This is a genomic window from Chitinophaga silvisoli (genome assembly GCF_003412465.1).
Classification (GTDB): Bacteria; Bacteroidota; Bacteroidia; order Chitinophagales; family Chitinophagaceae; genus Chitinophaga; species Chitinophaga silvisoli.
The window spans coordinates 157,116-169,316 of sequence record NZ_QTJV01000014.1 but is presented as its reverse complement, the minus strand read 5'-3'; the positions used below and the strand labels follow the sequence as shown (position 1 = coordinate 169,316).

Annotated in this window: 12 protein-coding genes and 2 pseudogenes; 6 read left to right on the top strand and 8 right to left on the bottom strand. The window is 41.4% G+C overall.

Features of this window, described 5'->3' with window-relative positions:
- Nucleotides 1-84 precede the first annotated feature (84 nt).
- Nucleotides 85-258 (top strand): annotated as a pseudogene (locus DXN04_RS29270) (helix-turn-helix domain-containing protein); the annotation flags it as partial.
- Between the two features lie 196 nt (nt 259-454).
- Here DXN04_RS29270 and DXN04_RS29265 read toward each other — a convergent pair.
- Nucleotides 455-1,414, bottom strand: a complete 960-nt coding sequence (locus tag DXN04_RS29265) for a helix-turn-helix transcriptional regulator (RefSeq protein ID WP_116856968.1) — start codon at nt 1,412-1,414, stop codon at nt 455-457.
- Between the two features lie 73 nt (nt 1,415-1,487).
- Here DXN04_RS29265 and DXN04_RS35920 point away from each other — a divergent pair.
- The 3 genes and pseudogenes from DXN04_RS35920 to DXN04_RS29250 form a co-directional block, all read left to right on the top strand.
- A pseudogene (locus DXN04_RS35920) lies at nt 1,488-1,670 on the top strand (FAD-dependent monooxygenase); the annotation flags it as partial.
- A 45-nt stretch (nt 1,671-1,715) separates the two neighbouring features.
- The gene (locus DXN04_RS29255; protein ID WP_116856967.1) at nt 1,716-2,390 is read left to right on the top strand and encodes a GDSL-type esterase/lipase family protein; all 675 of its coding nucleotides are present in this window, start codon (nt 1,716-1,718) and stop codon (nt 2,388-2,390) included.
- A gap of 12 nt (nt 2,391-2,402) precedes the next feature.
- Nucleotides 2,403-3,197 carry an SDR family NAD(P)-dependent oxidoreductase gene (locus tag DXN04_RS29250; protein WP_116856966.1) on the top strand — a complete coding sequence of 265 codons (795 nt, stop codon included), beginning with the start codon at nt 2,403-2,405 and terminating at the stop codon, nt 3,195-3,197.
- A gap of 379 nt (nt 3,198-3,576) precedes the next feature.
- Here the strand turns inward: DXN04_RS29250 and DXN04_RS29240 are convergent, their stop codons facing one another.
- From DXN04_RS29240 to DXN04_RS29210, 7 genes are all read right to left on the bottom strand, one after another.
- Entirely contained in the window at nt 3,577-4,830 is a 1,254-nt protein-coding gene (locus DXN04_RS29240; RefSeq protein ID WP_199415164.1) for an alpha/beta fold hydrolase, read from the bottom strand.
- A gap of 173 nt (nt 4,831-5,003) precedes the next feature.
- On the bottom strand, nt 5,004-5,936 hold the full coding sequence (locus DXN04_RS29235) for a helix-turn-helix domain-containing protein (protein WP_116856964.1): 933 nt from the start codon (nt 5,934-5,936) through the stop codon (nt 5,004-5,006).
- Between the two features lie 184 nt (nt 5,937-6,120).
- A complete protein-coding gene (locus tag DXN04_RS29230) occupies nt 6,121-6,600 on the bottom strand; it encodes a RidA family protein (RefSeq protein ID WP_116856977.1) in 480 nt (159 codons plus the stop codon).
- Nucleotides 6,601-6,712: 112 nt separating this feature from the next.
- Nucleotides 6,713-7,804, bottom strand: a complete 1,092-nt coding sequence (locus DXN04_RS29225) for a serine hydrolase domain-containing protein (protein WP_116856963.1) — start codon at nt 7,802-7,804, stop codon at nt 6,713-6,715.
- Nucleotides 7,805-7,854: 50 nt separating this feature from the next.
- A complete protein-coding gene (locus tag DXN04_RS29220; RefSeq protein ID WP_116856962.1) occupies nt 7,855-8,250 on the bottom strand; it encodes a hypothetical protein in 396 nt (131 codons plus the stop codon).
- Nucleotides 8,251-8,348: 98 nt separating this feature from the next.
- Nucleotides 8,349-8,540 (bottom strand): hypothetical protein, encoded by a 192-nt coding sequence (locus DXN04_RS29215; RefSeq protein ID WP_116856961.1) that lies wholly within the window; start codon nt 8,538-8,540, stop codon nt 8,349-8,351.
- A gap of 23 nt (nt 8,541-8,563) precedes the next feature.
- On the bottom strand, nt 8,564-9,100 hold the full coding sequence (locus DXN04_RS29210; protein WP_147320095.1) for a hypothetical protein: 537 nt from the start codon (nt 9,098-9,100) through the stop codon (nt 8,564-8,566).
- Between the two features lie 622 nt (nt 9,101-9,722).
- Between DXN04_RS29210 and DXN04_RS29205 the strand changes: the two genes are divergently transcribed.
- Both DXN04_RS29205 and DXN04_RS29200 read left to right on the top strand, forming a co-directional pair.
- Nucleotides 9,723-11,321 (top strand): ATP-binding protein, encoded by a 1,599-nt coding sequence (locus DXN04_RS29205; protein WP_158569226.1) that lies wholly within the window; start codon nt 9,723-9,725, stop codon nt 11,319-11,321.
- Nucleotides 11,314-11,949, top strand: a complete 636-nt coding sequence (locus DXN04_RS29200; RefSeq protein WP_233525714.1) for a response regulator — start codon at nt 11,314-11,316, stop codon at nt 11,947-11,949. Before DXN04_RS29205 ends, DXN04_RS29200 begins: the two co-directional genes overlap by 8 nt.
- The last annotated feature ends 252 nt before the right edge of the window (nt 11,950-12,201 follow it).

Genomic DNA, 12,201 nt, shown 5'->3' with positions numbered 1-12,201 from the left:
TCTTTTGCATAAAATTGTTTTTGCAAAAGTCTGTAGTTTTTAATTCAATTTGGGAATGGTCAGCTCCGAATCATTACATACCTGATTCATGACAAACTGATTGAAAAGGCAAAGGAATATCTTTCCCTTAGCAACATGTCGATATCAGAGATCGCATTTCAACTGGGATTTGAATATCCGCAGTCATTTAGTAAACTATTCAAAAAGAAAACGAATGTAACACCGCTGGAGTTTAAGCAGGGGTTTCATCATAATTAATGAGGTGAGAGGTTATAGCCAGGGGAGATCACTGTCCTGGGTTCAGGGTGCTCTTACTTGTCGTGGCGGAGCTTTAAGGCGGCAGAAGGTTTTCCTTCTAATGTAATTAGGTTGCCATTTCCTTTTTTGAACGGCTTAGCAAATGGATCGCTTATGCACTCATCATTTTTATAGAAATAATTCATTTATTTCCATTTTAACTAATGGAATACTTTTTGGGTTTCATACTAGTATGTTTTTGAAAGACCCGCGAAAAATGACTAAGATTTGTGAAGCCTAACTGGTAACCTACTTCAGATACGGTCAGCTTTTTGTCCTTCAATAACCTGGCAGCTGTTTCCATCCGTAAAAACTGGTAATACTCAAACACACCTCTTCCAAAAGTTCGTTTAAATAACTTGCGCAATTTCGGCTCACTCATTTTTGCTTGTTTGGCTAGCGCCGCAATATGCGGTGGTTCATTAAGGTGTGCTTGCAAATACGCTTTGATGGCATAGATAGCTTTAATATCATCTATGTGTACGCCGGTTGCGGGCATCTCTTCCCGTTTTAAAAGCAGTGCGAAGATGTAGCAAAGCAGTTCCTCGCACTTCAGTCTGTAATAATGGCTCTCTAAACTTTCGGGCAGGCGTTGCCCAAGCATTTCGCTGCCAGTTGCAATAATCTCTGGCGATACGTCCATTTCAATCACAAAATTTTCCTTCGCTTCTAAAACAATTGTCACAACCGGATGATCTATATGACCAAATAACTGATGCAGATACTTGCGCGAAATTATAGTTGTAACGCTTCCAAAACTGATATTCGATGGCATTTCCATAATTGCAGACACTGCATGCTTACATATTATTATACTGGCTCTTTCAGTTATCACCTGCTCCTGGTCATTCAGCAGTGGTGGAAATACGCCTCTTAATTGAATAACTATATCATCCCGTCCCTCAGCCAGCTCGTTTGTCCGCTCTAAAACAACTACCTCATCCAAATAATAATTCCGGATCATCATTCGCAGATCACTTCCCCAGGAAAAGCCAGTGACATAACCTCTGCCTTTACTTGTGGGAATATTTACAAATCTCCCGCTTCTCTTTGCCCCAATTGCTTCGGCAAATTGATCGATTATACCCCCTCCTTTATCAATGACCGATATTTTCATTTAAGACTATTTTAATATCATTTGTGACTATTTTGTTCTCAAATGTACCTTTAATTTTGTCAGAAAGAATAATATGATTGTACATAAAAATGTCGCCATCATTGGTGGCGGTCCTGGGGCTGAAATTAGCGCGATTACTTCTGCAAAAAGGAATCGACTTAAAAGTCTATGAAAGAGATTTGAATAGAAAAGTCAGGGCGCAACACTTGATCTGCACGAAAATTCAGGACTAAAAGCCATTAAAGCTGCAGGTTTACCCAATTTATTCAAAAAGGCCTACAGGGTCTAAACATCAGAACATATGTCAGACAAAAAAAATGAGCTTACGAATCTGCATCCGGATATCATAAAATTTCAAAATGCTATCCGGAAAAAATATGCGGCGGAAAATCAAACAGCTAAAAAAGGGCAAATCCTTTTTGTTGGTTCCTCATCGATGGAGATTTTCCCGGTTGATCAACTGCAGCTGAATCTTAACCTGGATAAAATCATTTATAACCGCGGTGTGCGGGCCACGACAACGGCCGACCTGCTTAACCATATGGACACGTTAATCTTTGACCTGTTACCGGGCAAAATTTTCATGAATATCGGTTCGAACGACATCGGCTTTAATGTTCCCGAAAGTGTCTTCCTGGCCAATTACGATGAAATCCTACGACAGATCAAAGAAAAGCTGCCCGACACAGTGGTCTATGTAATGAAGTATTATCCGATCAATACCACAGAGAATTTCGGGGAGGAAAAGGAAGAACATAACCAGTTTTATGCACACCGCTCGAACGAGTTATTGGAAGCAGCAAATTTCAAAGTTGAACAACTGGCAAAAAGATATGGTTACGAATTCATCGATGTCAATGCTGGCTTAACCAACGCAGAGGGGAATTTGCGGAGAGAGCTCACCTTTGATGGCGCTCATATGCTTCCTGCAGGGTATGAAATTGTGTTGGGTAATATGAAAAAATATTTAGTATAAAAATCCGGAATAATGAAAAAAGTTGCACTCGTCACAGGTGGTTCATCGGGTCTGGGCCTTGAACTGGCTCGCCGACTCGGTAACTTAGGTTATATAATTTATTTGCTTGCAAGAAACCAGGAACGACTCTCGCTGGCAGTTAATGAACTCAGGACAGAGGGCATCGAAGCAGACGGTTTTCCAATCGACGTGCTCGACGAAAGGGGGCTTTTATCAGTTCGCGAAGAGCTGTGCACACTTTACTCAAAAATAGATTATTTGGTTCTCAACGCCGGAATTGTAAAAAGCAAACTCTTTTCTTCCTACGAGGAATCTGCCGATTTGCGTCAACAACTTGATGTTAATCTGTGGGGTACTATTCTTCCGACATATGTTATGCTTCCGCTGTTGAAACCAGGAGCAAAGGTTCTTATGGTATCTTCAGGAGGTGGGTTAACGGGCATAGCAGGCTACGCGGCCTATTGTGCGTCAAAAGCAGGGATTGTGAATTTTGGAGAAGCGCTGCGACGTGAATTACTTTGCAAAAAAATTTCCGTTTACGTGGCTTGTCCCGGTGATTTCGACTCTCCAATGGCTCAAGAGGCGGAAAAAGAGGCACCGCGATGGATGAAAAAGCAAAGTTCAGCCAAACTTATGAAGGCCGTTGACGTTGCCGGGAAAATCCTGACTAAGGCTGTGGGGTCCAGGTTTCTGATCCTGCCGGCGGGAGAAGTGAAAATGTTAATGCTTTTAAAACGACTGCCAGGTACGTTGTCGGACAAGATTCTCGATGCCATACTTCCCAGGCCTGCTGCCAGCGATACATAGAATGGGTAAACTGGTTTTCCAGGACATTACAAGGCGAATAAAAAAGCCGCTACTCTAAGGGGCCAAAGCTTTACAACCAGCGTAATCATTTCTGCCTTTAGGGATGGCCTCCATTCCTTGCGTTCAAGATCTCTGATCATTTGTTTATCCTTTTTACTGAGCCAACTATGAAGATAACTAAAGCATAAAAACAAATAAATAGCCATTAGGTAACACGGATAATGTGATAGTTTGTTCGCATCAGGAGGCTTTATTTCAAAGATAAGCGACTTGCAAAGGAAATTATCCATCATGTTTGTCGATGATCTGAGACGACTGTCGAACATGTAGATTTAAAGACAAACATGATGGTCAATATTTATTTTAAGTCGCTAAGCTCTTATTTTACGTTTTGTAAAAAATCGACTATAACTTTAGTGAGGTATTCAGGCCGCTCTTGCTGCACCCAGTGACCCGCACCTTCGATGATATGAAAGCTACGCATTTGTGTACAGGCCCCTTGCTGCATATTTTCTAATGCGCCTGGTGGGCGAAATCTTGCCCAATCTGCAATCCCTGAAATAAAACAAGAAGGCACATCTATAGTATGACCTGAAAAAAGTTCGAGGTCAGACCTGTTTAATCCGTTGGTATTGCAACGGTACCAATTTAAAGCGCCCTGGAAGCCAGTACGATTAAGCTCCTGTGTATAGACATCGAGTTCCTTGTCCGGTAGCCATTTACAAGCGGATATTTCCTTCGGCGAGGGCATATTGGGAGCTACTACTTCCGGCATTGTTTTATCAAGGTCCAAAACATAATAAGCCGGTTGCTTAGCAAGTTCTTCTGCCAGGCCCGAGCTAAGTGGAAACGGCTTATTTTGGCTCCAGTCGGCACTCTTTACGTGAAAGTAAGCCCGCAGGAAATCGTGCAGGCCCTGCTTACAGTTCATCATCTCGCTATTGGCACCAGGTGACGAGAAATAGGTAGTACTATCCTTACGGGGCCTTGGTAAGGATGCCAGGGGATCTTGTACAGGTTGCTTCTGTTGTTGATTTGGTGCAGTTTGTTCTCCAATGCCAAAAGGTAAAGGTGGCACTCCCCCAAAAGGACAACTTAGCAGAACAACTGAGCGAAAAAAGTCCGGTCTGACGAGAGCACAATACGCTGCTACAATCGCACCAACATCGTGTCCGACGATCGTGTAAACAGAATCATGTCCCATCGCCATCACCAAACCGAGAGCATCGCGGGAAAGCTCATGTGTTCTGAAAGTGGCAAAATTTCCATCATACCTATTGTCCCATCCCGTTGTGCGGCCGTAGCCCCGAAGATCAGGAGCGATCACATGGTAACCCGCTGCGGCCAATGGCAGCATTACCTTTCGCCAACTGTAGGCAAGTTCCGGAAATCCATGTAGCAGAAGTATAACAGGACGTTTGGGTGTTTCAAAACCGGCTTCCAATACATGCACGGTCAACCCGTTGACTCCGGATATGTACCGCTCCCGTATGCCTACCGGAAGTTCCATGTCCTTTAATTGATCATTTGTTTTCATGTTTGTACTTTTTCCTGCTAATACCTCCAAAGGGCCGATCAAAGCGGACCCCAGGGCAGTTAGCGCAGTATTTATTACAAAGTTCCTGCGTTTCATAAAAGGATGATTAATGTGTTAACAAGGCTGGTTCCACTGTTTCCGTTTTTAAAGAAACGCACCTTGCACAGTCGGCAGCGATATTAAATGCCAGAATATTGCTGCCGGATTCGATAGCAAAATTGGTCATTAATCAAAGATGGAGCATTAGCGTAATTATGCCTTTTATTGGCTTAATTATGCCTGGATCGATAGGCGAGGGGAGTTTCGTTTGTAATAGTTTTAAAAAAACGATTGAAAGAGGCTGGATCGGGGAAATCCAAACGATAAGCAATTTCAGAAACGGAATTATTTGTATACAGTAAGAGTGATTTAGCCTCTTGTAATATCATTTCTTTTATAATTTCCGAGGCGGTCTTTCCAGTACTTTTTTTTACTGTTTTGTTTAGGTGATTGGAGCTGACCCCTAATATTTTCGCATAATCATCCACAAGTCTTTTATGAAGATAATGTTGAGTAACTAATTCCCTGAAACGGCTAATTAATTTGTAAGAGTCTTGACGAGAAGATTCAGCATTACCAATGCTTTGGCGCAGATAGCTTCTTTTGGCCTCAAGCAGCAATAAATACACATACATTTTAATTGCTTTATCACGGCCGATCTTTTGAACCTGCAATTCATCATTTATTCTCATGACCAGCGGAAGAAAGTTTTCCAGCTCTTCAATCGAAATTTGAAATACAGGTGTACCGGAATTATTGTAGAACGGAAACTCATCCGGGATTTTTATGGATGGAATCAAATCACTTAAAAATTCCGGGTTAAAAAACAAATAGTAGCCCGATGCATCATCAGAAAAATCACTCGTAGAAAATGTCTGGTTAGGGTAAGTAAATGCGAGGGTGCCCGGCCGATGAACAAATTGATCAAGCCCTATACGCATATTTAGCGACCCGGTAATAGTAATGGTAAGCCTGTAAAATTCAGATTTTAAGGGACCCTTCGATCGGACCATCCCATCACTGGAATAAATTTCAAATCCTTCAATTATTTTAGAAGCATCCGGCACGTTATGCCCAAATGATGATCCGGCACTAATTTGCCTATGAATATGCCTGAAGCTTTTTAAATTATATTTTGGAATATCCGTTAAACCATTCTTCATTGCTTATCAATAACAGATGATGCAAAACTTTTGTGCCTAAGACATAGGTAGGCTTACAGTAGAGGATGATGCAAATCTTATTTTAAGAAATCAGGCAGTTTAACCAGCCCGGCAACAACAAAGCTATTCGAATAGATCTCTATTTATTGGTCAATTATAGTATAGGCATAAGTAAGACAATATTTTACTTACCATCTGTGAGCTGCGCAATCAGTTCCACTTCCAACTTGCAATCGGGTTCATATAGCCTGCTGATTTGTACCCATGTAGCAGCGGGAAAGTCCCCTTTGTAAAACTTCTTCCTAACGTCATTGTATTTTTTCATTGTCTCGATATCAGTAGTATATAATGTTTCTTTCACCACATCTGCGAAGGATGCACCATTTGCCATCAGGCATTTTCCCAGTGCCCGGTAGACCTGATCTATACCTTTGGGACTAAGATCTTCTGTGGGTATACCCGAAATATACAGCATATTGCCAACTTTAACAACCTGGGCATACCCCGCATCTTCATTCTGCCTGTGCTCATTGTCCCAGTGCCACTTGTGTTTAGCCCCGGTACTTTTTTGATCTGAGTATTCTTTCCGGTCATTATTGTTATTACAGGCAGAAGTGGTAAACAGAAATAATACAAAACAAACCCACACTCCAATCCTGGTCATGTTATACTGAGATAAGTACATCAAATAAATCTTTTCAAATTATTACAAAAATAACATGATTATTTATGATAGTTGATCTATTCACTCCCAAACCCCATTCTGCCATTGCAAATTAATGATTATCCTTCTTTACCCCACTCAGGAATGAAAGGGCCAATGCCGCAATGTCCCCGGTTACCTTTGTGGGCGAATTGCAGTCGCAATTGCTGAGTCCTATTACATAAATGTCTTCACCAGGTATATATACTGCCATTGTCTTAAATCCAAATATGCTTCCACCATGCTCCCGGGTTGGCACCTTGTTGATATCCCTGATATGCCATCCATAACCATAAGAAAACTCTTCGCCATTATTGAGTTTATACCTGCTAAATGCTTTCTTCGTTTCTGCGCTATCAAGTAATAGATTTTTATTCAGCGCATTTTGCCATTTTAGCATATCCGATACAGTTGACATTAAAGAACCGGAAGAAAATGGGACACTGAAATTAATTACTGTTTTATTTACATAGCCTGACTCTTTTTTATGGTATCCGTAGGCCCTACCCTTAATAACTTTCCGATCACTCGCATAGCATGACCGGGTCATGCCAACCTTGTCGAAAATGTGTTTCCCAATATAATCTTCGTATTTTTCGCCGGAAACAAGTTCAATCAGGTAACCCAGCAAAACGTAACCTGAATTATTATAGTCAAATTTTTCTCCCGGTGCAAAATCAACTGGCTCGTCCTTAAAGAAATTGACCATCATTTTAGGTGTCATCTCTTTTTGTGCGATATCCCCTAAGGATTTCATTTTTGTGAAATCCTTTATTCCGGAAGTGTGCGTCAATAGATGGTGAATGGTTATTTTGCTCCCATTCGGATAATCCGGAATATATTTGGAAAGAGGATCCCCAACGCTAAGCTTACCTTGCTGCTCTAACATCAGTATTGCTACAGCAGTAAACTGCTTTGTCATGGAACCGAGCTGGAATACATTATCCACCGCCAGCTTATCGCCAAGTTCCAGGTTCGCTTTTCCAAAAGCCTTTTGATACACTGGTAATCCATGATGTGCAACCATAAATACACCACCTGGACCATTTTCATCATTAAAACTCTTTAGGATTAGTTCATCAACAGCAGTTTCCAGGTTTTGACCCTGAATGATATTTGGACTAATAAAAATCCATAAGATAAATAGGACTAAAATTTTCTTCATTGAATCAATTTATAAGATTGTGCCGCTATAAAACCCTACGAATATGGATGTCATCCGGCAGCAGGTGCATCCCAATAAAAGGGTGGCACACAAGGATCACACTTGAATTTAAGCAATTTTCCCAGAGCGTGTCCTTTCGACTTCCTTTTCACGAATACATAGGCCAGATCCAGGTATTCTTCAATCTCTTTTCCGTTCTCATCACGCCCTTTTAACACTACGGAATAGTACTTTCCATCCATTGAGGCCTTCATAAATACTTCCTTAACTGTAACCCTGCGCAACGAATCATCGTTACAACAGCTGCACCATAACACAACAACAGCCTCTTTCTTCAGGTAAGTTACCGCTTTCTCCGCCTGCTCCAGCGTTAGGGCGGCCAACTGATCGGCTTTCGCCATAAAAGTAGTAAGTAGAAGCAGTATTACAACAATAACTCTTTTCATAAAATAATTTTTTGAACCTAATGACTAATGCAATTTTACCTTAACTATTTTTCCATCCTCTTTTATTTCCACAAATTCTTCTATTCTATCGATATGGTCTACAGGATATCTTTTCTCCTGGTAATAGTTCGTTCGACCTCCGTAACTGTCATAACCTGTACCCGTATATTCATTGTAATAGGCAGTATGAGTCCAGTCAGGGAATCCTTTTTCTCCGGCTCTTTGTATTGAGCCTGTAATACAGACGGCACCGCTGTCGCAAAGATCATTACTGCCGCAAAAAAAGACATTTTACAATTTTTTTCTTCATTGTCTATGGATTTATCAAAGTCTGGTAGGGAAGATTAAAAGAACCGTCTGTTATGCTGATAGCTTGCCCCGCCATATTGCGCACCGTCCCCGAAAATGAACCTTTAATACCTTCCTTGCTGATGGCTTCGATTTTCACAGTGAAAACGTCGTCTGAGAAAGAGGTGTTATAAAGCAAAGTTCCATCCGGCTGCTGCACGGCATAGCGTGCTATCATATTGGGCTCCGCTGGTGTAGTATAGGTACCTGGTACAATATTGCCACCAGTTCTCCATATTTCAAAATCCAGAGATGGCGGCACAGGTCCACCGGAGCTTGGGTAAGAATCTTCATACCCACCAACGACAATGTGTTCCCAGCGGTTATCATTCCCCCCTCCCTGAAAATTAACAGTATGGAAATCTACTTTTCTGCCACCGACGGTGGCCCTGAAGAAATAATCGCCCGAGGAGGAAGAATTGCCTCCGCCGTCATCTTTTGAACAAGCGCTCATACAAAACACAATAATCAGGAAACAAAGTGGCACCAGAAATATTTTCATAGCGAGATCAGTTTTAGAAATGGATCGGACAACGAAGTTATCAGAAGTTCACACCTGCCGGAATACCAACATTTATCGTTTTTTTTCTACTGGTTTTCTGGTATTTTTTGAATAACGGCAAGGAATATAGTAGCAATGCTAAATTTAGCCGATCTTTATTGGTGATTAGCGCTTCCTGACATGGTGTCCCTGGCAGCTGTATAATACTGATATATTAATGAAATTCGTAATCCTGTTCCTTCTTCTCCAGTTTAGCCTATTGGGGGTATTTTCCCAGCAGCAGGTTCCCCTTAATGAAAAAAAATTCGTGGATAGCCTACAAGACATCATCAAGAATAGTGGTGTTGACAGTGCAAAAGCCACCGCTTGTTTTTCACTGGTTGAATACTGGAAGGTGAAAGACACCTCAAAAAGCTGGTCATACCTCCAGAAGGGGAAAGAATTTGCGGCAAAGCACCCTTATTATAAGGCCCTGGTCCTTTTTTATGAGGGCCAGTATTATTTTAACGGTGACAAAAACAAGGCATCAGCGGCATTCCGAAAAGCGGCAGAGGCACTGGCAGCATTTCCTGAAAAAAGGGCATATAGTAACCGTGCAGCCGCATGGTTTAATTATGCCCTTATGAATAAGGACACGAAAGGCTATGATTTTGTAACAAAAATCACCCTTGAAAATGCCATTCCGAACGCCGAAAAAGCAGACAACCCGGTAATGGTAGCCTACTATTATACTCAGCTATCTACCATTCTAATGAACAATTACCAGTTTACAAAGGCGGGCTTGTACTGCCGGATGGCTATCGATATATTGGAAAAAGAAAACTCCCGTTCGCCCAACCTGCTATTTGCATATTTAAGCGGTGTCAGCATTCATTGTTATGATCACCAAACAGATACCGCTAAAAAGTTGTTGCAAAAGGCTCATGCCCTCCTTGCACCTTTTCCTGAGTCTATAAATTATCCATTATACTATGCTAACGAAGCGCTTTATTACATTACAACTGAAGCTTTTGACAAAGCCTTAAGCAGTATAGACAAAGGCATGTCGCTGGCGGGTAAGTATCACCAAACACAATTATACCAGCAGTTCCTGTTTCGTAAATATGAAGTTTATGATCACCAAAAAGCCTATGGGAAAGCAAAGCAAATTTTACTGGATATTGTTAAAGAAGGTACGCTAACTGCCAATAGCAATGACAAGGCAGCCATATTCGCCGAATTGGCCAAAATAAGCGAAAAGCTACACGATTATAAAGAGGCTTATACCTGGCTTGCGCGCTACAGAGATGTATCTGACAGTATCCATAACAGTCAAACCGAGGTAAAAGTCAGTGAGCTGGAAACCAAATACAGGAGTGCACAGAACCAGCAAAAAATTGCGGCATTGGAAGCAAAAAATAAACAGGCTTCCTTAGCTGCCAGGAATGATCGTTTATATCGTTGGATGCTCGGATTAGGCTGCTTATTACTGCTGACGATATTGGGTTTTGTTGCTGTAACTTCCCGAAACAACCGGAATTTATCAAGGCAAAAAGAGATCAACTTCCAACAACAGCTCATTGAAATGGGGCAAAAGCAGCAGATTAAAGTTACCAAGGCAATGCTTGAAGGAGAAGAGCATGAACGTGAGCGGGTAGCACGTGATTTACACGACGGGCTCGGCGGCATGCTTGCCGGTGTTAAAATAGGCCTATCCAGCTGGAGCAATACCCGGCCTGCCATATCGCAGGACAGCGACCTGCACCGAATCATCAAACAACTGGACAGCTCCATAAGTGAATTGCGTCGTATTGCGAGGAATATGGTACCCGACACGCTTTTAAAGTTTGGACTGGAGGTTGCCCTAAAAGATCTCTGCGAGTTTTATATGCGGGATGGGCTGCATATTTCATTTGAACCGTTTAATCTTGAGCAGCATATGGCATTGAATGTACAGTTAAGTATCTATCGCATTATCCAGGAGTTGATTTCAAACGCCATTAAACATGCGCAAGCCAATAACATTATATTACAGTGTAGCCAAAATGCAAATACATTTTTTATAACGCTTGAAGATGACGGCATCGGATTTGATACTGCTCTGCTGGCGAAGAAGAAAGGCATGGGACTCGACAACCTGAAAAACCGGATTACTTTTCTACAAGGTCATTTAGAGATTATATCTGCAGCTAATGTAGGAACAACAGTTAATATTGAACTGAACACCAATGGCAATGAATAAACTACTTACCGCTATCGTGGATGATCATCCAATTGTAATAGAAGGTTTAAAGACCTCACTCCAACATGAAGCTAACTTACAGATAGTAGGAGGTTTTGGCACCGGCAATGACCTGCTGTCTTTTATCAGGCTCAATAGGCTTGATCTGATACTGCTTGACATTACCCTGCCTGATATTAATGGAATGGACCTTTGTAAGATGATAAAAAAGGAATCGGTACAAACCATTATACTCGTTGTAAGTAACCATACCGAAAGGAGCATTATTATGGAAACTATTCAAAATGGTGCCAGTGGTTACCTGTTAAAGAACAGCTCTATTGAAGAGTTAAGAAATTGTATTTCAGAGGCTATAAGGGGAAATATATGTTATAGCAAAGAAGTAATAGAGATCATCAGTCGCCCATCCCAAAATCAGCTACGTGGCCGGCCTCAATTAACCCGTCGCGAGAAACAAATTTTAGCATTGATCGCGGAGGGAAAGACAAGCCAGGTTATAGCCCAGGAGCTTTTTTTAAGCCCGCTTACGATTGAAACTCACCGGAGAAATCTCATGCAAAAATTTGATGTAAAAAACGTAGCTGAGCTTATCATGGCAGCCAACCAACAACAGTTCATGATACCGTAGGTGGTAAGTTTTGGTGCCATGCTTGAATGCAAAAGCAGGGCTAAACTTAAAAGGAAATGATTTTTTTTATTACTATCCTCTGATCTCTTCATTTTTACTCATTGTAAGAGGCATAATGGAAGTGGGAGAATATAAATAATGGTATCACCACGCAGCTGACACTTGATACTTGCCCTCATGTAAAATAGGGTGTATTTTAAGGTACAAGGGTATAAGTAATAAAATAAATGGACTATCGAACCTACGAACCGT